The organism is Rahnella laticis, assembly GCF_015644585.1.
Lineage (GTDB): Bacteria > Pseudomonadota > Gammaproteobacteria > Enterobacterales > Enterobacteriaceae > Rahnella > Rahnella laticis.
The window spans coordinates 627531-650626 of record NZ_JADOBI010000001.1 but is presented as its reverse complement, the minus strand read 5'-3'; the positions used below and the strand labels follow the sequence as shown (position 1 = coordinate 650626).

Sequence of the window (23096 nt, the reverse complement as noted above, 5' to 3'; positions counted from 1 at the left end):
AATAAAAAATGATAAATAAAACTTAACATTTGATGGCTTATTATATGTTTCAGCATAAATCTTTTACCGTGCATACTGGGGAGTTAAAAATCTTTGCGCCGTAAATAAGGCATTGTTAAACATGAAATATCTTTACTTACCTACGCTTAGGCCAGATAGACAAAAAAAATGGACCACGAAATGTGATCCATTTTTTTCCTGACGATACGTCAAATTTTGATTAGCACAGGCTCAGGTTGTCTGCGAGCCTTAAAGCATGTCAGCGGTAGCTACTTCACGGTTTTACTGAACGCGTCCACGGCCAGAATCGCATTCGCGACATCTTCGGCAGACAGGTTGCGGTTCAGGTTGCCGAGCGTATCGCCCTCGCCGCCTGCCAGTGCACCGATTTTCACCAGACTGGCGAACGATTCGTTTTCCAGATGCATCTCTTTAAGCGTGGTCGGCATTTTGATGGAACGGTAGAAACGCACATAACGCGCGATTTCTTCGTCCGGGCGCTGCTCAAGCACCATCTGCGTCAGCGTGCCGTACGCCACCTTTTCACCGTGCGTCAGGTGGTGAATGTCACCGGAAATCGCCGTGAAGCCGTTATGGATGGCATGCGCCCCCGCCAGACCGGCGTTTTCAAAACCGAGACCGGAAAGCAGCGTGTTGGCTTCCACGACGGCTTCCACCGCCGGTGTCACCAGTTTCTGCTCAACCGCCGTGTACGCGCTGTAACCGTAAGTCAGCAACGTTTTCTCGCAGGCTTCGGCAATCGCCATACCGGCAATTGTCGGGTCACCGCCGACCATGGATTGCGAATGGGAACGCAGCACCGCCTGCGCTTCCACAAAGGTCGCCAGACCGTCGGCAATGCCGGATGCAAACAGACGAACCGGTGCCTGCGCGCAAACGTGTGTATCGACCAGCACCAGATCCGGGTTTTTGTGGTAGAAACGGTAAGATTCAAAAACACCGTTGTCAGAATAGATCACCGACAGCGCGCTGCACGGCGCATCCGTGGACGCCACGGTTGGCACAATCACCACATTCTGTTTCAGTTCATCGGCAATGGCTTTGACGGTATCAAGCGTTTTACCGCCGCCCAGACCGACCACGACGTGGGTCCCGGCCTCGCGGGCAATTGCCGCCAGACGGGTAATTTCGCTGGCAGAGGCTTCACCGTTAAAACGTTCGAAATGGAATTCAACCTGGGCTTTATTCAGCGACGCTTTCACGCGATCGCCGATAATTCCCCAAACGACATCATCAGCTATCAGAAATGATTTTCCGCCTAACGCAGGCAGATAATCACCCAACTCATCCAGAACACCGCTGCCCTGAACGTATTTTCCTGGCGAAGAGAAGATAAATTTACTCATGATAAAAACCTCTTTTCGTTGATAATGATCCGTGGATAACTTCCCTGAGGGTACCCCAGCAGGATGTAAAGCCCAACCCTTTTAATTCACATTAACAGCATGACTCGCAAAGAAATTTTATCTTTCATGAAGTTGAATTTTTCGCCACGCCAGATAGCCACCTGATGAATTAATCACCAAAAATGACTATTCAGATTTGCAATCAAAAAACCCTTATGAGTTAGGTTTTAACTATTGAATGCATAAACAACACCAACTTTCACTTATCAATCATTTCCGTAGAATGCATTGCATTGGCAGCACGTCGTAAGCAGTGGTTATAAGCCAGCTCGCTGTTCGCCATCCCGTTAATATTTTTTTGATTAATAAGGAACTGACAGCATGTATAACTTCCAACGTTACAACGCCAAAGAACTGGCCCTGGCCTACATGAGCGGCAAATCACACGATTTCTCGCCACAAGAATTCTTACAACAGTTGAAAGAGATCGAGAGATCCTTCGATGCGGCGCTGAAAAATCCTCAGCAACAACCGCAGAACGGAATGCTGGTGAAGGCGTTTTGATTGCCATCTTGGCCTTCAGCAGTTGAGTACCGTGCGTTACCCTTGCTTTAACCTTTGAAGTATTTTTGCAAGATCCTGTGTCTGGTTCACCTGCAAATGACAGATAAACAGAAAAGTAAGAAAGCAAAAGCCCCGAATCGGGGCTTTTTGTTTTTCTGATCTTTCGATCCTCAAAATCATTCAGATTGCAGTCAGCAGCACTGCAGCCTGATTGATGAAGGGGATTATTTGGTCATCTGACGGTCATCGATGTATTTGCGTTTATCCGGCGCTGGCGGGAAATACTGATACAGCCAGGTTTCCGACAACGCTTTCTGGCCGGAACGCAGGAACATGCGCAGTTCGACCGGCGCGACGGAATCGCTGTCCGGATACCAGTCGAACAGGATCCGGTAACCGTCGAACGGTTGCACATACAGAATTTCGATGTTCTTAATTTTACCCGCAGAGACGTTAATCACCGGCTCGATGCCTTTATCGGCAAAGGCTTTCAGCTCGCCGCCGGTGAAATCAATGGCGAAACGACGCGCCCAGACTTGCGGATAATTCTCGCCCGGTGCCCAGCCTTCCGGGAAACCGCCCATACCGGTGCGGGTCGCCAGTACGTTAGCCATCGGGCTGCGGTGCGGTGGCTCGCCACTCCAGTAAAGTTTGTAGCTGAAATTGAATTCAGAACCGGCCTTCACCGGGGTTTCCGGCTGCCAGAAGCAGACGACGTTATCGAGCGTTTCGCCGGTGGTCGGGATTTCCATCAGATTGACGGCCCCTTTCCCCCAGTTTCCGACCGGTTCCACCCACAGGCTCGGGCGTTTGTTATACCAGCCAATCACGTCCTGATAATTATTGAACTCGTGATCAAGCTGCAACAGGCCAAATCCTTTCGGATTGTTATCGCTGTAGGCATTAAATTGCAGACGCTGCGGGTTATTGAGCGGACGGCAAATCCATTCGCCGGTGCCGGTCCACATTTGCAGGCGGTCAGAGTCGTGGATCTGCGGATGAATCGTGTCGCAGCGCCCGCGTTCGTTGGTCCCGCAGCTGAACATGCTGGTCATCGGAGAAATGCCCAGCTGTTTGATGTCTTCGCGGGCGTGAAGATGGTTTTCAATCTCCATCACCACGCGGGTCGGTTCGCAGTGGATCAGGAATTTATAGGCACCGGTAATGCTCGGGCCATCCAGCAACGCGTAAACCGTAAAGGTAGTGTCGCCCGGTTTGGGTGTATCAAACCAGAAAGCGGTGAAATCCGGGAACTCTTCCGGCTGGTCGGTGAAAGTATCCACCGCCACGCCGCGCGCTGACAGGCCGTACTGATACGTGTCGTCCACCGCACGGAAATAGCTGGCTCCGAGGAATGACACCACGTCGCGGCGCGTCAGCTCCGGGGCTTTATTGACTTTGAAACCGGCGAAACCGAGATTCGAGAAGCCTTCCAGCTGTTTGGTATCAACACCGGCGTCGTGATAATTGAACAACTCCGGGCGGAAATGAATCTCGCGCGCGAGATGCTTCACCGGATCGACGGAATACATGCGCACACGGCGGCGGAAACCCATGCCGACATGGAATAATTCGACGTCAAGCTGGCGGTCCGGCAGGCCATTCCACAGGGAATGCGCGTGATCGTACTGAATGGCGTTATAAGCCTGTGGCGTTAATTCTGCCAGCGTCTTGGGTAAAGGAAGAGGCGCGCCGCCGTAGGGCTTATCCGCTAACTCTTTCGCCATCTTTTGCAGCGCGTTGAAATCAAATGGCAATTCGCCGCCGTCTGCCACATTCGCCTCTGCCGCCTCAGCGGAACGGGTGAACAGTGTGGACATTGCCGGCACACCACACCAGGCGGCGAATGCCATTGATGCTTTAATAAATGCTCTTCGTTCCATGCCAGAATCGTTTCCTGTACTGGGCAAAAATCTGGGGGCACCGCCTCACGACGTGGCCCCCGCGTATTCAAAAAATTTCGACCCTAAGGCTAACGTAAAATTCACAAGCCGAGTACAAGAAATTGAATGCATTCAGCTAATATTTTACTTGAAAAAGTAAGCACATCTGACAGCGTCATTCCCCGCCAGACAAGGGCTGCGCGTGATTTGGACAACCGGTGTTCAAAGGGCGAGCACTGCCCCGTTTTAGGGCAGAAATTGTGCCTTATTTTAGGAGCATTCTGTTACAGAAAGGTTATTTACCGGCGAATCCCTTTCTTAGTAAAGTGACAACGTCACTCCCTCAGCGGGGTAAGCGAGGTGAAAATATGTCAATTTGCCGCAGCCGGGTAATCGGGTAAGTTAAAGAATGGTATTAATCATCTGAACCTTAATGGAATTTTATGCACCCACTGCTTCAGCACGATCTGGACACCCTGCCTGAAATCCTGCGGCAGGCCTGTGACACGGCGGTTTCTTTTCTCGAAACGCTGCCTGCGCGTTCCACCTGCCCGCCCGCCAGCGCGCAAAATCTGCAAGACGGAGACGAGCGGTTGCCGGAAAGCGGCATCGGCGCGCAGGCCGCGCTGGAACATTTCTGGAACCGGTACGCCAGCGGAATGTCCGCCAGCGCCGGTCCGCGCTATTTCGGTTTCGTGACCGGCGGCGGTACGCCCGCGTCTCTGGCCGCCGACTGGCTGGTCAGCACCGTCGATCAAAACACTCAGCTGAATTTTGATTCGGTTTCCGCCGCCATCGAGCTGGCCACTATTGATCAGCTCAAACAGTTATTCGGCCTGCCGGATGCGCTGTGCGGCACGTTTGTCAGCGGCGCGACCATGGCGAATTTTGTCAGCATGGCGATTGCCCGCCAGTGGCTGGGGCAGCAGTGCGGCGTGGATATCGCGCAACAAGGGCTGGCGGCGCTGGGGCCTATCCGCGTGCTTTCCGCCGCCGCGCATTCGAGCAGCGTAAAAGCACTGAGCATGTTAGGCATCGGGCGCGACGCGCTGGTGACGGTGGCAACGCTACCCGGCAGCGAAGCGATTGATCCGGCTGCGCTGGAAGACATTCTGGCCGCCGACCCTGATCGCCCGACGATGGTGCTTGCCAGCGCCGGAACGGTGAATACGGTCGCGTTTGATGATTTGCCCGCCCTGCTGCGGCTGCGTCAAAAATACGGTTTCTGGCTGCACGTTGACGCCGCGTTTGGCGGTGTGGCGGCGGCCTCGGCGCGTTATGCCCCGCTTCTGGCCGGTTGGGAAGACGCGGATTCGATTACGGTCGATGCCCATAAATGGCTGAACGTGCCGTATGACAGCGCGGTTCAGTTTACTCAGGAGCGTCATCTGGCCTTGCAGGTTCAGGTTTTCCAGAACCATTCGGCGTATCTCGTTCTGCCCAGCGTGCGTCCGGACAATTACCTGCATCTGACGCCGGAAAACTCACGGCGTTTTCGTGCGTTGCCGGTGTGGATGGCGCTGAAAGCCTATGGCCGCGACGGGCTGGCGGAAGTGGTGGAGCGCAACGTCGGGCTGGCGCATTTGCTGGGCGAGAAACTTGCCGCGACGCCGGGCTTTACGCTGCTCGCACCGGTTAATCTCAACGTGGTGTGTTTTGCGCTGGAGGGTGCCGACGGCACGCCGGAAGCGCTGGCGAAGCGCAACCGGTTCCAGCAAAGGCTGGATAACGCGGGTGTGGTGCGCTGTACGTCAACCTCGCTGAACGGCAAGCCGGGCATACGCGCCGCGCTGGTGAACTGGATGACTGAAGAAGCGGATATTGAGCTGGCCGTGAATTCCATGAAAACCTGCTACGCGGAGATCTGATAAGCATCACTTTTCAGGTGGTTCCGGGTCAGGTCAGTAACGAAAACGCCGCCTTGCGATATTGCAGCGGCGTTTTACCTATCATCTTTTTGAACCGCGTAATGAAATACGGCGCGTCAGAAAACCCGCATTGCAGGCCGATGGCCTCGATGGAACGATCAGTTGAACGCAGCAGTTCGCAGGCGCGTTTCACCCGCCGCGTCGCCAGATAATCCTGAATGGAACCCCCGGTTTCCTCGCCAAACACCCGCGAAATATAACTTTCCGATAGACCAATCGCCGCCGACAGTTCCGCCAGCGAGAATTTCTGCACGTAGTTTTCTTCAATCCACTGCATCACTTTTGACGCCGTGGTGCGGCTGACCGTTTTCGGTAACGCATCTTCCGCAGGCATAAACGCCATCAGCTGCAAAACCAGCATGGCGATCTCTTCCCACTGATGCTGGCGGCTTTCCGGCAGACGGTGGAACTGTTCGAGGATCACTTCGATATGGCTGGCGTGTTCGGTGAGGTCATAAATGTGCGCGGCGCGGTCGGCGTCCCACAAACTGGCAAACCTCGCCCGCCGCTGCGGGAAGGATTGCAGGCAGCCGTCGAGCAGAACGTGGTCGAGATGCATAGTGGTGCGTAAATAGGCATTTTTCGCATCGGCTTCCACAAATACCTTGTGCAGTTTGAAAGGCGGGAAAACAAATAACCGCCCCGGCCGTAACGTGTATTGCTGGTTATCGACAATGACGATGCCGTAACCCTGGCTGACAAAGAGTAATTCCAGACACTGGTGCCAGTGAAAATAATTGGCGCTGCCGCGGTTCATCCGGTTAAAAGAAACCTGACGATCGGTAAGGGCAATACGTTCAAGATAATCGGATGCCGGCATTGCGGGGTTCCTTGCGTTATTTAACACCGGATTTTTGCCGGGACAACAAAACACAATTTTTCGTCTGCTTTTTATAATTTAAGCCGTTTTACCGCCAGTTTAATAATCACAATTTCAAAAATCACCGCATTCTGTGAAGCACGTAACAATCAGAGATCGCCAGTTCTCTATATTTCACTCGCGACACAGAGAACTGAAATAATATTTCAAATTAATAAACCCTTATTTTCTGGTACCCATCATGTCACCGGGAGTCCCTTTATGACGCTGAAAAAAATAAATACCGGCAATCCGCTGCGTACCCGCGACGATGTACAACATCTTCTAAACGATCTGCTGGCCGCCGTTTCGCCCTACACCGAAGAAGGCAAAAGTGGAATCGACCTCGGCAATACCACCACGCATTACGGTAAAGGGATTGCCAAAATGGAAGCGCTGTCACGCATGCTGTGGGGGATTTTCCCGCTGCTCGCCGGTGGCGGTGAATGCCCGGATTTGCCGTTTTACATTAATGCGATCCGGTTCGGTACCGATCCGCAGCACCCGCAATACTGGGGAAAAATCCGCGATTTCGATCAGCGATGCGTAGAAATGGCAGCGTTTGGCGTCGGGCTGACCCTGCTGGATAAACGTCTTCTGAGCCATTTTTCGGTGCAGGAACAGCAAAATCTGGCTGACTGGCTGAATCAGGGACGCGACGCCGTGATCCCCAATAACAACTGGAATTTCTTCCCGATCATGGTGCAGATGGGCTTCAAACAGGCCGGAATGCCGTGGGATCAATCCGCCGTGGCCGCACGCTTTGCGCTGATGGAAACCTATTACCTCGGTGACGGCTGGTATTCCGACGGACCGGGGCGCCCGCGTGATTACTATATTTCGATGGCCTTTCATTATTACGGCCTGATTTACGCACAGAATATGGCCGACGTGGATGCCCCGCGCGCCGCCGTGCTCAGGGAACGCGCGCAGCAATTTGCGCAGGATTTCATCACGATGTTCTCCGCCAGCGGTGCCGCCGTACCGTTTGGCCGCAGCCTGACTTACCGCTTTGCCGAAGCCGCGTTCTGGAGCGCTGCCGCCTACAGCAAACTGGACGTGTTCACGCCGGGCATCGTGAAAGGGGTGATTTTGCGCCATCTGCGGCACTGGCTGAAAGAGCCGATTTTCGACCGCGACGGCGTACTCAGTATTGGTTATCACGCGCCGAATCTGGCGATGGCCGAAGACTACAACGCGCCGGGCTCCCCTTACTGGGCCTGCAAACTGTTTCTGGTGCTGGCGCTGCCGCACGACGACGCTTTCTGGCAGGCAGAAGAAGCGCCGTTGCCCGATATTCCCGCCACACACTGCATTGCGCACGCCAGCCAGATCCTGACGCGCGACGCACAGGGCCAGCACGTGGTGATGCTCACGTCCGGGCAAATCGAGCTGAATAACTTCGTCAATACCGAAGCCAAATACACCAAATTCGCCTACTCCAGCCAGTTCGGTTTTACGATTGACCGTGGCCGCTATGGGCTGAATCACGCCGGTTGCGATTCCCTGCTGATGTTCTCGGAAGACGACGGTTATTACCGAGGACGCCGCGACTGCGCAGAAACGCACATCACGGAATCGATGATTTATTCCCGCTGGCTGCCGTGGCACGACGTCACGGTGCGCACCTGGCTGATCCCGTGCGGCGACTGGCATCTGCGCGTTCACCATGTCGAAAACCGGCGGCCACTGACCTCGGCGGAAGGCGGTTTTGCGGTGATTCAGGAACCGGCGACGCGCACAGATATGACGGCGGACACACGTGCCGTCACCGTCAGCGCACGCAACGGCGTCAGCCGGATTGTGTGTCTCGATGAGGCCACACCGCGCGACGCCGCCACCGTCATCACCCCGCCGAACAGCAGCATTATGTTTGCCGAAACCGCCGCGATCCCGGTGCTGACCGGCGCACTTCCCGCCGGTCAGCACTGGCTGATCACCGCCGTTTGTGCCTCATCAACGCAGGATATCTGCGCGCAAGGTGTGCCGGAAGTGATCCGCGAGGGGCAGCAATTACGCTGGCACTATCAGGGGCACAGCGGGCAAATCACGCTGCGTTGAGAGCCGCCGTCAGGGCTGCCAGAACAGTCTTCAGGAGTCATTATGAAAGCGATAAAAACCGCCAGTAAACCGGCGTATTACAAAATGAGTGGCTTTATATTTCTCTACTTTTTCACCTGGTCTTCCAGCTTCGGGCTTTACGCCTTGTGGCTCGGCCAGAAAGCCGGGCTGGACAGCGTCACCATCGGCACGGTCTTCGCGGTCAACGGCGTATTCGCGGTGATCATGAAACCGGTCTACGGCTACATCATGGATAAGATCGGCATGAGCAAATCCCTGCTCTATTTTGTTGTGCTGGTCTCAGCCCTGATGGCGCCCTTCTTTATCTTTGTGTATCAGCCGCTGCTCGACAGCCATCTGATGACCGGGATTATCGTCGGCGCGCTGTATCTGAGCCTGGGCTGGTACGCCGGTGTGGCGGCGTCGGAATCTTATGCCGACCGCTTCAGCCGCCTGTATCACATGGAATTCGGCCAGGTGCGGATGTGGGGCTCGCTTGGCTGGGCGCTGGCCGCGTCGTTTTCCGGCGTGCTGTTTAACCTGTCTCCGGCCTGGAACTTTGGCCTGAGTAGCGCGACGTCACTGGTGATGCTGGCAGTCCTGTTGTCACTGAAAATTGGTGATGAAGAACTCAAAGACAATGATGTGATTTCCCAGCAGAAAATCATGTTCAGCGATGTGATTCTGTTGCTGAAAAACCGCAAATTCTGGATGTTCTCGCTGTATGTCGCCGGTGTCGCGTGGATGATGTTTGTCGCCGAACAACAGTTCTCGCGCTACTTCGTCACTTTCTTCGATACCAAAGAGCAAGGCAACGCGTGGTACGGCTATCTGAGCACCGTGCAGTCCGGTCTTGAGTTTCTGATGATGATGGTGATCCCGTTCCTGGTGAACTATTTCGGGGCGAAAAAGAGCCTGCTGCTGGTCGGCGCGCTGGTCGGGCTGCGCCTGATTGCGTCCGGACTGACCAGCGATCCGCTGCTGATTTCCATTATCAAACCTTTCTACGGGCTGGAAATCGCGCTGCTGCTGGTATCGGTTTTCAAATACATCGCCGAACATTTCAGCAAACGCGTGAATGCCACCATGTACCTGCTCGGCTATCAGGCGATGATTTACGTCGGTTCCATCGTCGTCGCCCCGCCTGCCGGATATTTCTACGACCGCATCGGATTTGAACACACTTATCTGTTTATGGGCGGCATCGCGCTGTGCTTTACGCTGATTTCCGCCTTTACGTTATCCGCCTGCCAGAGCCTGCGTCACGGCTCACCGGCCCCCGCTGAAACTCCTGAACACAGCCCTGAACTGGCACCGTTAAAACGCTGAACACGTTAAAAAGGAAGAACTGATGACACTGAACATCGCTAATGAAAAGTTACGCCCTGTAGAACTTAACCAGCTGGACCGGATTGCTTTCGCGCAAAAAATGCAGCGCGCCCGCGAGACTGTGCTGAGCAAAATCTCGCGCAATCTGGATAAATTCGGCGATAAATTCCCGGCGGAGAACTGCGAGAAAGGCCATTATCCGCTGACCGACAATGTGGAATGGACCACCAGTTTCTGGACCGGACAGCTGTGGCTGGCGTGGGAAATGACCGGCGATGACCGTTATCGTGCGGCGGCCGAAAAACAGGTGACGTCTTTCGGCAACCGTATCGCCAACCGGATGGATACCGCGACGCACGATCTCGGTTTTCTTTACAGCCTGTCGTGCGTGAGCGCTTTTAAGCTGACCGGTAATCGTCAGGCGCGCGGTTTTGCGCTGCTGGCCGCCGAAGCGCTGATGGAGCGTTTCAACACAAGAGCCAAAATCATTCAGGCCTGGGGAGATTTGAACGATCCGGAACAGGCCGGGCGCATGATTATTGACTGCAATATGAATCTGCCGCTGCTGTACTGGGCCGGTGAACAAACCGGGGAACCGCGCTTTGCCGACGCCGCGCGGGCACATGCGGAACAGGCGGCGAAGTATATCGTTCGCCCGGATGCCTCGACTTATCACACGTTTTACATGGATACGGTGACCGGTGAGCCGCGTTTCGGCAATACGCATCAGGGTTATTCCGACGATTCCTGCTGGTCACGCGGTCAGGCTTGGGGGATTTACGGATTCCTGCTCAGCTACCGTTACACCGGCGATGCGGAGCAGGTCGAGCTGTCACGCCGTCTGGCGCATTATTTCCTCAATCGTTTACCGGAAGACGATGTGTGTCACTGGGATCTGGCGCTGCTGGGTACCGATGCGGTCCGCGACAGTTCAGCGGCGGCGATTGCGGTTTGCGGATTGCTGGAACTGGCCATCACGCTGCCCGCCACCGACGATAAGCGCGCTTATTATGAAGAGATGGCGCTGCGTATCATGGATTCACTGACGGAGCGTTATCTGGCGGGGAATCAGGAAGATTGTGACGGGTTGCTTAAGCATTCTGTCTATCACATGGGCAGCGGAAAAGGCGTGGATGAATGTTGCAGCTGGGGAGATTACTTTTACGTTGAGGCGCTGACACGGCTGACGCAGTGCTGGCAATCCTACTGGTGAGTTTTCAGACGCGGCGTTTACACGCTGCGTCTGGTTTTATTGCCATTTTTCATTCGTGAATTATTTTAAAGGATAATGTGCCTCATCATTTTACTGCGAACAGTTCCCTCGTGTTACGGTAACACGCCGTGAAACAAGCACTTCTTGTATGTCATTACATCTATTAGGAATAGTCTTAATTTATGTTAAAATTTTGATCAGTATCAAAGTTAAGCGTGACATAAACCAAATTAATCTAAGCACCTGCCCCTGTGAGCCCTCAAAAAATAAGGCTTCCACGCTGACGTTTTTCATGCAAAAAGTAGGTTCAGCACGCTGTATTAAGAATTTGTGCTGACCCTATCGCGTCCAATCATTATGCAGAACAAGGACGTCCTATGAGGACTTACTATGCAAACGATAATCTTGGATCCATGCCGGTATACCCGACTCGGCCTGCAACAATTTCTCACCAGCGAACGGGAGATCACTGACGTTGATCGCTTCGATCAGCTTCAGGCGGGATGTGCAAAACTCAATCCCTCCGTGGTATTCATTAATGAGGATTGCATGTCTTCGCATCCGGACAGCAAAGAACGTCTGGGCGCACTGATCACCGAATACCCTGACACGTTATTTTTTATCTTTATGTCACGCACGCGTATTCATTTTGAAGAATATATTTTCGTTCGTAAGAACGTCATTATCACCTCGAAATCCATTAAGGCGGAAACGCTCAAACAGCTGTTAAATCACCCGTCACTGCCTCAGGCGCAAAACCCGGCCAGCTGTGCCGTGCTGGATATCCGGCCGGTTATGCTCAGCCGCTCTGAATCTGCGATGCTGAAAATGTGGATGTCAGGCGACGGGACCATTGAAATATCCGATAAACTACAAATCAAAACCAAAACGGTGTCTTCATACAAAGGAAATATTAAGAGGAAGATTAAATCACCGAACAAACACATTATTTATCACGTCGTCCGTTTGTGCGACCAGCTCAATAACGGCATCTACGCGATTTGATATTTCCACCTCTGGTTTTCGCTACAGGCTGAGCGCGCGCTTCGCCTGTAGCGCCCCACTTAAACCCTGAAATGCGATCCAGCTCTCATATATAAATTGAATCCCTGCGGCGAAATGCCGATGTCCTTTATATGGCGTTTTCTTTTCGTCACGGCCGGACTTGCCCCGCTGGCAATGCCTTTATCGCTGTTTATCACCGCCGGGAACAGGCGGTATGCAGGATCAATTGAGCGGAACAAAATAAAATGGATACTCCTACATTCTCTACAACGCGCACCTCTTTTATCAGTAATATCCGACTTATCACCCTGATCAGCCTGATTCTCACCGGGATCCTCTTTCTGTTCGCCCTGTCCATCGGGTCATCCAGTTTTTTCTTAAAGCAGAGTAATGCGGCGCTGGCGAATGCCACGCAGGAATTGCAAATCCGTCTGGCGCTGTCGAACAGTTCTAACCATTTACGCACCGCACGTCTGTTACTTATTCAGGCAGCAGCCGCGGCGCGGATCGGCGATCAGGACGTCTTCAAACAAAACCTGACGGATGCGGCCAGCCGCATTAAACAATCGCAGTCGAGTTTTGACAGTTATATCAACCGCCCGAATAAGACAGACAAAGATCTGGCGCTGGATGAACCGCTGAAAAAAGCCTACACCGCCTATCTGACCAAAGGCATGGCGCCGATGCTGGAATCCGCGCAGCAGGCGCATTTCGAAGAAGTGATTTCACAGGAAGCGGAGACCGTACGCGGGCTGGATCTGGCCAACAACGTCCCGCTGCTGGCGGCGATTGCGTACCGTACCGACACGGCTAATGCGATTAATGACAAGGCGCAGCGCAATGCGGTACTCGGCTATATGCTGATGGGCGGCGGGTTTGTGATTGCGCTGGTGCTGACGTTCATCACTTATCTGGTGATGCGCAAAGTCATCATCAACCCGCTGAACCGTCTGGTGACGCGTATTCAGAAAATCTCTGAAGGCGACCTGACCCAACCGGCAGAAAGCCATGGCCGCAATGAAATTGGCGTGCTGAGCAGCAATGTCGAGCAGATGCAAAGCTCGCTGTCTTCAACGGTCAGAACCGTACGTGAAGGTGCGGTATCGATTTATCAGGGTTCGACAGAAATTGCGTCGGGCAATACCGATCTTTCTTCCCGCACCGAACAGCAGGCCGCCGCGCTGGAAGAAACCGCTGCCAGCATGGAACAGCTGACCGCAACGGTGAAACAGAACTCCGAGAACGCCCATCACGCCAGCAAACTGGCGGCAGATGCCTCGAACAAAGCGCAGAAAGGCGGCGATATCGTGGCGGACGTGGTGACGACTATGGATAAAATTTCGCGCAGCTCGTCTAAAATCGCTGAAATTACCAACGTCATCAACAGCATTGCTTTCCAGACCAACATTCTGGCGCTTAACGCCGCCGTCGAAGCCGCCCGTGCCGGCGAACAGGGCCGCGGTTTTGCCGTAGTCGCCAGCGAAGTGCGCAATCTCGCGCAACGCAGCGCACAGGCCGCCAAAGAAATCGAAGTGCTGATTGAAGAATCGGTAGATTACGTCGGTGAAGGTTGCATTCTGGTGGGCGATGCCGGGGATACAATGTCGGAAATCGTGACCGCCGTCAGCCATGTCACCGACATTATGGGCGAAATCGCCTCGGCGTCTGATGAACAAAGCCGCGGGATCAGCCAGGTAAGTCAGGCAGTTTCAGAAATGGACGGCGTGACCCAGCAGAACGCTTCGCTGGTGCAGGAAGCCTCGGCGGCCGCTGCGTCACTGGAAGAACAGGCGGCGCGTCTGACCCAGGCTGTCGCCGTATTCCGCCTCGATGCGCATACGCAGAGTTCATCTGCCAAGCGCCAGCCACCCACGCGCGCGCTCACATCCCCTTCTGCCCGCGCGTCGAAAAACGTGAACGAAGAGCCAAACTGGGAAACGTTCTGATGCGTCATCACGCCGGTTAACCCGGTTTAAAGACAAAAAAATACCGGTGCATGGCTACCGGTATTTTTTTATTCAGAATTTGTGCTGGTGCGCGATTTACTCAGTGCCTTCGCGCGGTTCGACGAACGTGCCGTCTTTGGTATCGCCTTCATTGAAGAACCATATGCCTGCCGGATAATCTTCCAGCGACACCAGATACATGACGCCTTCGTAAAATTCCTCTACGGCTAACACTTTACCTTCGCGACGCGGGCCGCCGTCGGTTTTCACTGTCACAAGATCATTAACTTTCATCAGGTTATCCCATGGTTTTCAATTATCTTTATTGTAGTACAGACCGCCCCACAAAGGCACCGCGCAAGCAGAAAGTCGGGCTGAAAATGAGAAAATGACCCTGCGTTACTAATTTGCATTTCCTTAACCTTTTGATGCCAGAATCCTGACTTTCATTTCTTCTATACTGCCTGCGTGCTCACCCCCGAGGGAGTACATAATGAATGTCATAAGAAATATTTTTGCCCGCCTCTATGCGGGCATTTTTTTGCCTGCAATTCAGGGAGTTTTTTTCGAAGACAGGGATGATGCGGGGAGCTATGGCGGGATTCTGAACGGATATTCGCAAACTGTCGCTATTCACGAACAACCGATAACAAACAACAGACGTAAAAAAACCCGCGCATGCGGGTTTTTGTCATCTTTGCAATTATCGCTGAAACAGCGAGAAAGCAAGATTAGATAGCGGTAACGTTAGCCGCAGACGGACCTTTAGCACCGTTCTCGATAGTGAACTGTACGTTCTGGCCTTCAGCCAGGGTCTTGAAACCTTGATCCTGGATAGCGGAGAAGTGTACGAACACATCTTTGCTGCCGTCAGCAGGAGTGATGAAGCCAAAGCCTTTAGACTCGTTAAACCACTTAACCTGACCTTTCATCATTGACATAGGAATTACCTTTTAAAAATAAATTTCGCCACCATGGGCATGTTATAGCCGGATTTCAGTCGTTACTTATGGAGGCACTAAGAAGGAAATTCGTCAGAGCAGGGTTATCATGGATAACGCTTTAAATTGGAACAACTTTACTCAGGATGTCGTGCATAAATAGGTCTGTACCACAGGCCGGTACGTATTTACTCATGACTGCCCTTTAATAGCAACTCTTTTTAATGCAATGCGTGGGTAAAGTCTAAAATTAGCCAGTTTATGTACCACATAGTACAATTCGCGTACAATTAACGGGCTATTTTTCAATAGGTTGAGAAGTTTCCGAGGCCAGAACCGCGCCACAGTGCGCGCAAAATTTAGCGTCAATTTCATGGCCGGAATGCAGACAAGTCTGACAAGAACGGGCGGCACGCCCTTTTTCCAACTCTTGTGACATATAAGCCGTTAAAATCCCGGTCGGTACGGCAATGATGGAATACCCCAGCAGGATAAGTACCGACGCCAGCATTCTGCCTATTGCCGTATGCGGCGTAATATCGCCATACCCCACCGTCGTCAGCGTCACTACCGCCCAGTAAACGGAGGCACCGAGCGAGGTAAATCCGTCCTTCCCGCCTTCAGCGGCAAACATCAGGCCGCCAAACAAACACAAGATAATCGCCACGAAGCCAAAAAAGATGCCCAGTTTGCGTTTTGCCCGCATCAGGCTGCGCCACAAAATCCCGGCGTCGCTCATATACCGCAGCAGTTTCAGCACACGCAGGACGCGTAAAATCCTCAGCAACCGTATTAGCACAATCAAATCCGTGGCGGTGCCAAAGGACGGGATCAGCCAGATGATGTACATCGGCAAGATAGTCAGCAGATCGATAATGCCGAAAAAGCTCAGCGGATAACGCGTTTTGCGCGGGGATGAAAACACCCGCAGAACGTATTCCACGGTGAACAGCGCCGTAAAAGCCGCTTCGGCCAGACCGAACCGCCAGAGAATATCCGGCGTATTGGGGAATAAATCGGTGGCGCTGGATTCGAAGAACAAAATAAACACGCTGAGCAACGACGCCACAATCCAGAACGTTTCCATTCGGCGGCCGCTGCGCGTGCGGTGCTCAAATAAAAGCGCGTAACATCTGCGCCGTGGGGAAGCCAGAAAACGAAAGTCCTGTGACATAGTCAGCACCAGCAATAAAGATATCCTGAAGAATAAACGCTTTTTGCCGCGCCGCCTATCGCAGCCGACGCCAAAAAAAACGCCGGTCACACAATGTCTTGTAAGACGTGGTGTGACCGGCGTTTGTTAAAACGTGATGTGCTGGCGGGATATTAATCCATCAGCTCAGAGACAGCATTGCGAACGTAAGCCGTAATCTGCGCGACGTCTTCTGCGTCAGCGCTGCCGCCGCCAATGGACCGCACCGTGCTCTCCAGATGGCCAATATCCTGCTCAACTTTCTTCGCAATCTGCACTTTCACAATGGTGTCGACTGACGAGATAAAAGCCCGCATCACGGCTTTCAGGGCGAAAATCTCACCGAAAGAGTCGTACGCAGGTTTGTCAGCAGCTGTTGGTTGAGCTGCCCGTGGTGGCAAGTTTTTCAGCCTGTCCACATGTTCAATCATCAGATCCATGTCTCTGATGAGTTCATCAAAACTCTTAGCCACTGGTTTTCCTTCGCCCGGCGAAAGGCAGCAGGATACCACCGCGCTTACAAACCGAGAAGCCACAGAAATGCGTAAAGAGTAAATTTCGTCACAATGCGCCCGCCCTGCCGTTCGCAATGAACATCAGGAAAGGCGCATCAGGTCGCTATTTAATCAGATTGCTGATTATCCGGCGTTTTTCAATGAAGCCATGTCAACAACAAAGCGGTATTTCACGTCGCTTTTCAGCATACGTTCGTAAGCGCCATTGATGTCCTGCATGTCGATCATTTCAACATCACAAGAAATGTCGTGTTCAGCACAGAAATCCAGCATTTCCTGAGTTTCTGCGATGCCGCCGATCAGAGAACCTGCAACGGTTTTGCGGCCCATAACCAGTTTTCCGCTGTGCAGCGCAGGTTCGATTGGCTCAATCAGCCCAACCAGAATATGCGTACCGTCGCGTTTCAGGGTATCCAGGTAAGGATTCAGGTCATGTGGATTCGGCACGGTATCAAGAATGAAGTCAAAGTGACTTTTCACCGCAGCCATTTGTTCTTCATCGGTAGACAGCACAACGTGGTCTGCGCCCAGACGGTACGCTTCCTGCTCTTTGCCTTTAGAACGCGTGAACAGGGTGACGTCTGCGCCCAGCGCTTTGGCAAATTTCAGGCCCATGTGGCCCAGACCGCCCAGCCCCACGACGGCCACTTTATGCCCTTTACCGACTTTCCAGTGCATCAGCGGAGAGTACGTGGTGATACCGGCGCACAGCAGCGGTGCGGCAGATTTGATGTCCAGTTTTTCAGAAACGCGCAGAACGAATTTTTCTGAAACAACGATTTGCTCGGAATAACCGCCGTAGGTCATCATGTTGTCATGACGATCATGGCTGTTATAGGTCATGGTAGCGCCTTCTTCACAGTACTGTTCCAGGCTTTCCGCGCAGGACTCACAATGCTGACAAGAATCGACCATACAGCCTACACCGACAGTATCACCGACTTTGAAGCCGGTCACTTTTGCGCCAACCTGCTTCACGCGACCGATAATTTCGTGCCCCGGAACCATCGGATAAATGCTTTGATGCCATTCATTACGGGCCTGATGGATATCTGAGTGGCAGACGCCGCAATACAGAATGTCGACAACAACGTCGGTATCACGCGGGTCACGGCGAACAAAATTATGAGGCGCAAGAGGCGCATCCGCTGAAAGTGCAGCGAAACCACGAACGTTAAGAGTCATTTTTATCTCCTGATAGGCTAACGGAATACAGCATGCCAGCAGAAACTGGCACCGCGAAAGTATGCCCCTTTACGATGACAGACAGGTATAACGATTCTCGCCATTACTTGCCTGAATCTGTTTTTTTCAGGATTTTTGGCGGAGGGAAGGAGTATTGCAAAGAGATGACAAAGAAAGGATAAACCGTGACGACGCGAGAGTGCGGCGCCACGTTAACGTAAACTCAGATCAGGCCCGCGTCTTTCAGTTCGCTTTTCAGATACGCGTAATAGATAGGTGCAGCGACCACGCCGGGAATGCCAAATGCGGCTTCGAACACCAGCATCGCCAGCAACACTTCCCAGGATTTCGCCTTGATGCGGCCGCCGACTATCCGCGCATTCAGGAAGTATTCCACTTTATGAATAATGATGAGATACGCCAGCACCAGCGCCCCGACCCACAGTGACAGCGAAAGCCCGACGATAAAAATCAGCGTATTCGAAATCAGGTTCCCCACCACCGGCAGCAAACCACAGACAAACGTCACGACGACCAGCGTTTTCGCCAGCGGCAGATGAATACCAAACAGCGGCAAAATCCCGAACAGGAAAACTGCGGAAAGCACGGTATTGATGAGGGAAATCTGGAACTGCGCAAACACCACATTTCGGAAAGCGTCACTCAGTAAACGTACGCGCTGAAGCAACTCTTTTTTCAGCGGCGCGTGATGCTCGCCCTGCGTGTGGTGCTGAAGTGAAATAATCGCGCCGAGGATCATCCCGATCAGCATGGTGACGAAAACGTGCGCGGCGTTCTTACCGAAGGTCTGAATCATCACGATATGTTCACGCAGCCATTGCAGGAAACTGCGCTGCAACTCTTCGATATTGGCCGGAAGGTAATGCAGGAGCACCGGCGACAAGCGGCTTTGTGCATCCGTCAGCAGCCGCGACACCATCGCGTTAAAGGCCACCGGGTTTTTCATATCTTCCATCAGGAAATCGGCCAGTCCGGCGACAGCAATGGTCAGGAAACTCACTACCACCGTGCTGATAAACGCCACCACCACCCAGCGCGCCCGTTCGCCGCTGATAATTTTCTGAAAATACGGCGTCAGTCCGTTGACCAGTTCATACACCAAAAAACCGGCGATAAAACATGCCAGTAAATGAAGAGGAAGAACCAATAAAAGCCCGCCCATCACAATGAATACACTGAGCCAGCGAATCTGATTCGATCTCACAATTTGCATTGCCTGCATCCTTAATCCTTTGAGTACCGGTCATAACCCTGATGAATCACATCATAGCACCGAACTGGAAAGCACAATCCGCCACAAACTTAAACAGTTAACGAATTTTTGACAGTCCGGCAGGATCTTCTATTATCCCCGATGAACATTACATAAAGAAAATCTTAGAATCTGGTGAACAGTATGTCTGAATTACTCCGTGAAAAACTCGAACTTCCGAAAGGGCACGATAAATTATTGCTGCATTCCTGCTGTGCGCCGTGCTCGGGAGAAGTGATGGAAGCCATTCAGGCATCGGGGATCGACTACACGATTTTCTTCTACAATCCGAATATTCACCCGCAAAAAGAATATCTGCTGCGCAAGGAAGAAAATATGCGGTTTGCAGAGCAGCACGGCATTCCGTTTATCGATGCCGATTACGACACGGATAATTGGTTTGCGCGCGCGAAAGGCATGGAAAATGAACCTGAGCGCGGCGTACGCTGCACAATGTGTTTCGATATGCGTTTCGAACGCACGGCGCTGTTCGCCTGGGAACATGGTTTCAGCGCAATGACCAGCTGTCTGGGTATTTCACGCTGGAAAGACATGAAACAAATTACCGGCAGCGGCGAGCGCGCCGTCGCGCCTTATCCGGGCATGGTTTACTGGGATTACAACTGGCGTAAAAAAGGCGGTTCCTCGCGCATGATTGAAATCAGCAAGCGTGAACGCTTTTACCAGCAGGAATATTGCGGCTGCGTTTACTCCTTACGCGACAGCAACTTACACCGAAAATCCCAGGGCCGCGGGCTGATCAAACTCGGCATCAAATATTACGGTGATGAAGACGACGAATAACGCCGGTTTATTCCCCTTCCCGCTAGCCCGTTTTCTGTCGTTTGTTTTCATTATACCCGGCCAAATCGCCGGGTTTATTACTCTGATATTCCCCGCCGCGACCCGTCAGATTCTCCGGAAATAAATCGCCAGCCAGTGGTTTATTTTGTCCGGTAACAAAGCCTCTGAATAATAGAATAATTTCCTATGACGCCCTTTTGCTTTGCATCTTGCGTTCACTGTTAACGCTTGTTACTTTCCGCCTCACGCATTTTTATGCTAATTAGCACTGACTTATTACACGCAGTAATTACCTGCGTATTTTTACCGCCGATATTCACCAAAAAAATAAAGCAAACACAACATTATTGAGGGACAAATCATGTGGGTTTTAATTGGCATTCCTATCGTCGTGCTGGGTTTTGCGCTGCGGTTCAATCCATTATTAGTGGTCACTGTGGCGGGAATTTCCACCGGGCTGGCGGGCGGTATGCAAACCGTCGAGATTATCAGTGCTTTCGGAAAAGCGTTCACCGATAACCGCTATATGGGCCTGATCTGGCTGACATTGCCGGTCATCGCCCTGCTCGAACGCAGCGGGCTGAAAGAACAGGCCAGACACCTGATTTCCAAAGTGCATGCGGCGACCACCGGCCGCGTGCTGATGTTGTACTTTTTCCTGCGCCAGATGACCGCCGCGCTGGGGCTGAACTCTCTGGGCGGACACGCGCAGATGGTGCGCCCGCTGATTGCGCCGATGGCCGAAGCCGCCGCTACCACCAAATACGGCGATTTGCCTAACGACGTGCGCCAGAAGATCCGCGCGCACGCTGCCGCTGCCGACAACGTCGCGGTGTTTTTTGGCGAGGATATCTTTATCGCCGTGCAGTCCATCCTGCTGATTAAAGGTTTTCTGGATCAGTACGGCATTAACGTCGAACCCCTGCACCTTTCCGTGTGGGCGATCCCGACCGCCATTGCTGCGCTGATTATCCACTTTATCCGGCTCTGGCTGCTCGACCGCTCGCTGGCAAAACGCTTTGATACCCAACACGGGAGTGCCGCGAAATGATTACTTTGCAAACCGTGTACATCCTTGCCGGGCTGATGTTCTGCGCTTACGCCTTTTTTAACCTGCGCGATAAAAGCAATGCACGCCGTTATGTCAACGCGCTTTTCTGGGGCGTTTACGGCATCACTTTCCTGTTTGGCGGCGAGTTACCGCATTTCGTCACCGGCTGCATGGCCATTTTGCTGGCGGTCATTGCCGGAACCGGCAAGCTGGGCAAAGGTAAATCTGACAGCGAACAACCGGAGCTGGTGGAAAAACGCGAAGCCGGTGCGAAGCGTTTCGGCAATAAGCTGTTTATCCCTGCCCTGCTCATTCCCATTGTGACGCTGATTGGCACGCTGACGCTGAAATACACGCCGCTGGTGGAAGCCAAAAACGTCACGCTGATTTCGCTGGTGATCGGCACGCTGGTAGCGTTTATCGTCGCGCTGGTGATGCTGCGTGATTCGCCGGTAAAAGCCATTAAAGCGGGCGGTCAGACGATGGATACCGTCGGTTGGGCAGCTATTCTTCCGCAGATGCTGGCCGCACTCGGCGCGCTGTTTGCGCTGGCAGGCGTCGGTGGCGTGGTGTCGGAGCTGGTCAAAAATATTATTCCGCTCGGCTCACCGCTGGCGATTGTAGTGGCGTATACCTTCGGCATGGCGTTGTTCACGATGATTATGGGCAACGGCTTTGCGGCGTTCCCGGTGATGACTGCCGGTATCGGATTGCCGCTTATCGTCAATCAGCTCGGCGGCAATCCGGCCATTATGGGCGCCATCGGCATGCTTTCCGGCTTCTGCGGTACGCTGATGACGCCGATGGCGGCCAACTTCAATATCGTGCCTGCGGCGTTGCTCGAATTGCAGGATAAAAACGGCGTGATCAAGGCGCAGTGGAAAACCGGCGTGCTACTGCTGCTGGTTAACACCGCGTTCATGTACCTGTTTGTGTTCCGCTTCTGATAAGGAAATGAGATGACGATGACAACTTCACTGACGCCGGAAATGGCGTCGCGCTTTGCCTCGCTGGCGCTGAATCATTTGACGCGTGAGTTTCCGAATAAACTGATGCACGCCATGAGCAGCGCCGCCGATGCGCAGACGCCACGCCAGCTGCACCCGATTTTTTACGGCAGCTACGACTGGCATTCCTGCGTCCACGGTTACTGGCTGTTATTACGTTTGCTGGATCGCTTCCCGGATTTACCGGAAGCCGGTGCGATTATCGCCGTGGTCAGCGCACATTTCACCGACGAGAACGTAGCCAGCGAGATGGCCTATCTGCGCCAGCCGCAGCACGCCGGATTTGAACGGCCTTACGGCTGGGCCTGGTTCCTGGCGCTGACGCAGCAGCTGCACGAAATGGCGTTGCCGCAGGCGGCGCAGTGGGCAAAAACGCTGGCACCGATGAGCCGGTTCTTTGAGAAAAGTTTTGCGGATTTCCTGCCGAAAGCCACCTATCCGCTGCGCGTCGGCAGCCACTTCAATACGGCCTTTGCGCTGGCACTGACGCTCGGTTACGCCCGCTGCGTGAAGCATCACAAACTGGCGGAACTGATTGAGGAAACGGCGCTGCGCTGGCATCTGGAAGATGTCCATTGTCAGGCGTGGGAACCGGGCGGCGATGAGTTTCTTTCGCCGTCGCTGATGGAAGCAGAACTGATGCGCCGCGTGTTACCCGCCGATGCGTTTGTGACATGGTTCGGGCGTTTCCTGCCGGACTTAGCGCACAGCCAGCCTGCGACACTGTTCACCCCGGCCACGGTCACCGACCGCAGCGACGGGAAAATCGGCCATCTTGACGGGCTGAACCTCAGCCGCGCCTGGTGCCAGCGTTCCCTTGCAGCGGCATTACCGGCAGGCGATCCGCGTGCGGCGCTGCTGCGTCAGACCGCAGAAGCGCATCTGCACAGCGCGCTGGATCACCTCGACAGCACCTATATGGGTGAGCACTGGCTGGCGACGTTTGCGCTTTTAGCACTCGAAGCCTGACGCC

At 53.3% G+C, this 23096-nt stretch carries 21 protein-coding genes; 12 read left to right on the top strand and 9 right to left on the bottom strand.

The window, feature by feature from the left end; genetic code table 11:
* Positions 1 to 269: 269 nt before the first annotated feature.
* Positions 270 to 1367, bottom strand: a complete 1098-nt coding sequence (locus IV433_RS02975) for a glycerol dehydrogenase (protein WP_195812504.1) — start codon at positions 1365 to 1367, stop codon at positions 270 to 272.
* Between the two features lie 381 nt (positions 1368 to 1748).
* Between IV433_RS02975 and IV433_RS02970 the strand changes: the two genes are divergently transcribed.
* On the top strand, positions 1749 to 1931 hold the full coding sequence (locus IV433_RS02970; protein WP_152326042.1) for a hypothetical protein: 183 nt from the start codon (positions 1749 to 1751) through the stop codon (positions 1929 to 1931).
* A gap of 224 nt (positions 1932 to 2155) precedes the next feature.
* Here the strand turns inward: IV433_RS02970 and IV433_RS02965 are convergent, their stop codons facing one another.
* Complete coding sequence (locus IV433_RS02965) at positions 2156 to 3814, bottom strand: glucan biosynthesis protein D (RefSeq protein WP_195812505.1); 1659 nt, start codon at positions 3812 to 3814, stop codon at positions 2156 to 2158.
* A 443-nt stretch (positions 3815 to 4257) separates the two neighbouring features.
* Between IV433_RS02965 and IV433_RS02960 the strand changes: the two genes are divergently transcribed.
* Positions 4258 to 5682: a pyridoxal phosphate-dependent decarboxylase family protein gene (locus IV433_RS02960; protein ID WP_195812506.1), complete on the top strand. Its 1425-nt coding sequence runs from the start codon at positions 4258 to 4260 to the stop codon at positions 5680 to 5682.
* Positions 5683 to 5710: 28 nt separating this feature from the next.
* Here IV433_RS02960 and IV433_RS02955 read toward each other — a convergent pair whose 3' ends face one another.
* On the bottom strand, positions 5711 to 6562 hold the full coding sequence (locus tag IV433_RS02955; RefSeq protein ID WP_195812507.1) for an AraC family transcriptional regulator: 852 nt from the start codon (positions 6560 to 6562) through the stop codon (positions 5711 to 5713).
* Between the two features lie 261 nt (positions 6563 to 6823).
* On the opposite strand from IV433_RS02955, the gene IV433_RS02950 reads away from it, so the two are divergent.
* The 5 genes from IV433_RS02950 (at position 6824) to IV433_RS02930 (ending at position 14155) form a co-directional block, all read left to right on the top strand.
* Positions 6824 to 8662, top strand: coding sequence for a DUF2264 domain-containing protein (locus tag IV433_RS02950; RefSeq protein WP_195812508.1), 1839 nt, complete (start codon positions 6824 to 6826; stop codon positions 8660 to 8662).
* A gap of 42 nt (positions 8663 to 8704) precedes the next feature.
* Positions 8705 to 9991 (top strand): oligosaccharide MFS transporter, encoded by a 1287-nt coding sequence (locus IV433_RS02945; RefSeq protein WP_195812509.1) that lies wholly within the window; start codon positions 8705 to 8707, stop codon positions 9989 to 9991.
* A gap of 22 nt (positions 9992 to 10013) precedes the next feature.
* Complete coding sequence (locus IV433_RS02940) at positions 10014 to 11204, top strand: glycoside hydrolase family 88 protein (RefSeq protein WP_195812510.1); 1191 nt, start codon at positions 10014 to 10016, stop codon at positions 11202 to 11204.
* Between the two features lie 390 nt (positions 11205 to 11594).
* Positions 11595 to 12209, top strand: coding sequence for a transcriptional regulator RcsA (gene rcsA, locus IV433_RS02935; protein ID WP_195812511.1), 615 nt, complete (start codon positions 11595 to 11597; stop codon positions 12207 to 12209).
* Positions 12210 to 12454: 245 nt separating this feature from the next.
* Positions 12455 to 14155: a methyl-accepting chemotaxis protein gene (locus tag IV433_RS02930; protein WP_195812512.1), complete on the top strand. Its 1701-nt coding sequence runs from the start codon at positions 12455 to 12457 to the stop codon at positions 14153 to 14155.
* Between the two features lie 96 nt (positions 14156 to 14251).
* Here IV433_RS02930 and dsrB read toward each other — a convergent pair whose 3' ends face one another.
* Positions 14252 to 14449: a protein DsrB gene (gene dsrB, locus IV433_RS02925; protein WP_104921723.1), complete on the bottom strand. Its 198-nt coding sequence runs from the start codon at positions 14447 to 14449 to the stop codon at positions 14252 to 14254.
* Between the two features lie 199 nt (positions 14450 to 14648).
* Between dsrB and IV433_RS02920 the strand changes: the two genes are divergently transcribed.
* The gene (locus IV433_RS02920) at positions 14649 to 14894 is read left to right on the top strand and encodes a hypothetical protein (RefSeq protein ID WP_195812513.1); all 246 of its coding nucleotides are present in this window, start codon (positions 14649 to 14651) and stop codon (positions 14892 to 14894) included.
* On the opposite strand, the gene cspE is transcribed toward IV433_RS02920, so the two are convergent.
* The 5 genes from cspE to IV433_RS02895 form a co-directional block, all read right to left on the bottom strand.
* Positions 14887 to 15096 (bottom strand): transcription antiterminator/RNA stability regulator CspE, encoded by a 210-nt coding sequence (cspE, locus tag IV433_RS02915; RefSeq protein WP_013575246.1) that lies wholly within the window; start codon positions 15094 to 15096, stop codon positions 14887 to 14889. The two genes, IV433_RS02920 and cspE, sit on opposite strands and share 8 nt — an antisense overlap.
* A gap of 298 nt (positions 15097 to 15394) precedes the next feature.
* Positions 15395 to 16183 carry an ion transporter gene (locus tag IV433_RS02910; protein WP_229893164.1) on the bottom strand — a complete coding sequence of 263 codons (789 nt, stop codon included), beginning with the start codon at positions 16181 to 16183 and terminating at the stop codon, positions 15395 to 15397.
* A 239-nt stretch (positions 16184 to 16422) separates the two neighbouring features.
* Positions 16423 to 16761: a hypothetical protein gene (locus tag IV433_RS02905; protein WP_152326032.1), complete on the bottom strand. Its 339-nt coding sequence runs from the start codon at positions 16759 to 16761 to the stop codon at positions 16423 to 16425.
* A 165-nt stretch (positions 16762 to 16926) separates the two neighbouring features.
* Positions 16927 to 17988 carry an NAD(P)-dependent alcohol dehydrogenase gene (locus IV433_RS02900; RefSeq protein WP_152326031.1) on the bottom strand — a complete coding sequence of 354 codons (1062 nt, stop codon included), beginning with the start codon at positions 17986 to 17988 and terminating at the stop codon, positions 16927 to 16929.
* Positions 17989 to 18211: 223 nt separating this feature from the next.
* Positions 18212 to 19222, bottom strand: coding sequence for an AI-2E family transporter (locus tag IV433_RS02895; protein WP_195812515.1), 1011 nt, complete (start codon positions 19220 to 19222; stop codon positions 18212 to 18214).
* Between the two features lie 183 nt (positions 19223 to 19405).
* Here IV433_RS02895 and IV433_RS02890 point away from each other — a divergent pair, with 183 nt between their 5' ends.
* From IV433_RS02890 to IV433_RS02875, 4 genes are all read left to right on the top strand, one after another.
* Positions 19406 to 20065, top strand: a complete 660-nt coding sequence (locus tag IV433_RS02890) for an epoxyqueuosine reductase QueH (RefSeq protein WP_195812516.1) — start codon at positions 19406 to 19408, stop codon at positions 20063 to 20065.
* A 361-nt stretch (positions 20066 to 20426) separates the two neighbouring features.
* Complete coding sequence (locus IV433_RS02885) at positions 20427 to 21116, top strand: DUF969 domain-containing protein (RefSeq protein ID WP_152326028.1); 690 nt, start codon at positions 20427 to 20429, stop codon at positions 21114 to 21116.
* A complete protein-coding gene (locus IV433_RS02880) occupies positions 21113 to 22063 on the top strand; it encodes a DUF979 domain-containing protein (protein WP_195812517.1) in 951 nt (316 codons plus the stop codon). Before IV433_RS02885 ends, IV433_RS02880 begins: the two co-directional genes overlap by 4 nt.
* Before the next feature lie 12 nt (positions 22064 to 22075).
* Positions 22076 to 23092: a DUF2891 domain-containing protein gene (locus IV433_RS02875; protein WP_229893163.1), complete on the top strand. Its 1017-nt coding sequence runs from the start codon at positions 22076 to 22078 to the stop codon at positions 23090 to 23092.
* The last annotated feature ends 4 nt before the right edge of the window (positions 23093 to 23096 follow it).

Bases quoted from the DNA above. Each gene is read 5' to 3' on its own strand.
- IV433_RS02975 (WP_195812504.1), bottom strand. From the start codon at position 1,367: ATGAGTAAATTTATCTTCTCTTCGCCAGGAAAATACGTTCAGGGCAGC.
- IV433_RS02890 (WP_195812516.1), top strand. From the start codon at position 19,406: ATGTCTGAATTACTCCGTGAAAAACTCGAACTTCCGAAAGGGCACGAT.
- IV433_RS02965 (WP_195812505.1), bottom strand. From the start codon at position 3,814: ATGGAACGAAGAGCATTTATTAAAGCATCAATGGCATTCGCCGCCTGG.
- dsrB (WP_104921723.1), bottom strand. From the start codon at position 14,449: ATGAAAGTTAATGATCTTGTGACAGTGAAAACCGACGGCGGCCCGCGT.
- IV433_RS02960 (WP_195812506.1), top strand. From the start codon at position 4,258: ATGCACCCACTGCTTCAGCACGATCTGGACACCCTGCCTGAAATCCTG.
- rcsA (WP_195812511.1), top strand. From the start codon at position 11,595: ATGCAAACGATAATCTTGGATCCATGCCGGTATACCCGACTCGGCCTG.
- IV433_RS02940 (WP_195812510.1), top strand. From the start codon at position 10,014: ATGACACTGAACATCGCTAATGAAAAGTTACGCCCTGTAGAACTTAAC.
- IV433_RS02875 (WP_229893163.1), top strand. From the start codon at position 22,076: ATGACGATGACAACTTCACTGACGCCGGAAATGGCGTCGCGCTTTGCC.
- IV433_RS02950 (WP_195812508.1), top strand. From the start codon at position 6,824: ATGACGCTGAAAAAAATAAATACCGGCAATCCGCTGCGTACCCGCGAC.
- IV433_RS02920 (WP_195812513.1), top strand. From the start codon at position 14,649: ATGAATGTCATAAGAAATATTTTTGCCCGCCTCTATGCGGGCATTTTT.
- IV433_RS02955 (WP_195812507.1), bottom strand. From the start codon at position 6,562: ATGCCGGCATCCGATTATCTTGAACGTATTGCCCTTACCGATCGTCAG.
- IV433_RS02885 (WP_152326028.1), top strand. From the start codon at position 20,427: ATGTGGGTTTTAATTGGCATTCCTATCGTCGTGCTGGGTTTTGCGCTG.
- IV433_RS02900 (WP_152326031.1), bottom strand. From the start codon at position 17,988: ATGACTCTTAACGTTCGTGGTTTCGCTGCACTTTCAGCGGATGCGCCT.
- IV433_RS02970 (WP_152326042.1), top strand. From the start codon at position 1,749: ATGTATAACTTCCAACGTTACAACGCCAAAGAACTGGCCCTGGCCTAC.
- IV433_RS02910 (WP_229893164.1), bottom strand. From the start codon at position 16,183: ATGGAAACGTTCTGGATTGTGGCGTCGTTGCTCAGCGTGTTTATTTTG.
- IV433_RS02880 (WP_195812517.1), top strand. From the start codon at position 21,113: ATGATTACTTTGCAAACCGTGTACATCCTTGCCGGGCTGATGTTCTGC.
- IV433_RS02895 (WP_195812515.1), bottom strand. From the start codon at position 19,222: ATGCAAATTGTGAGATCGAATCAGATTCGCTGGCTCAGTGTATTCATT.
- cspE (WP_013575246.1), bottom strand. From the start codon at position 15,096: ATGTCAATGATGAAAGGTCAGGTTAAGTGGTTTAACGAGTCTAAAGGC.
- IV433_RS02930 (WP_195812512.1), top strand. From the start codon at position 12,455: ATGGATACTCCTACATTCTCTACAACGCGCACCTCTTTTATCAGTAAT.
- IV433_RS02945 (WP_195812509.1), top strand. From the start codon at position 8,705: ATGAAAGCGATAAAAACCGCCAGTAAACCGGCGTATTACAAAATGAGT.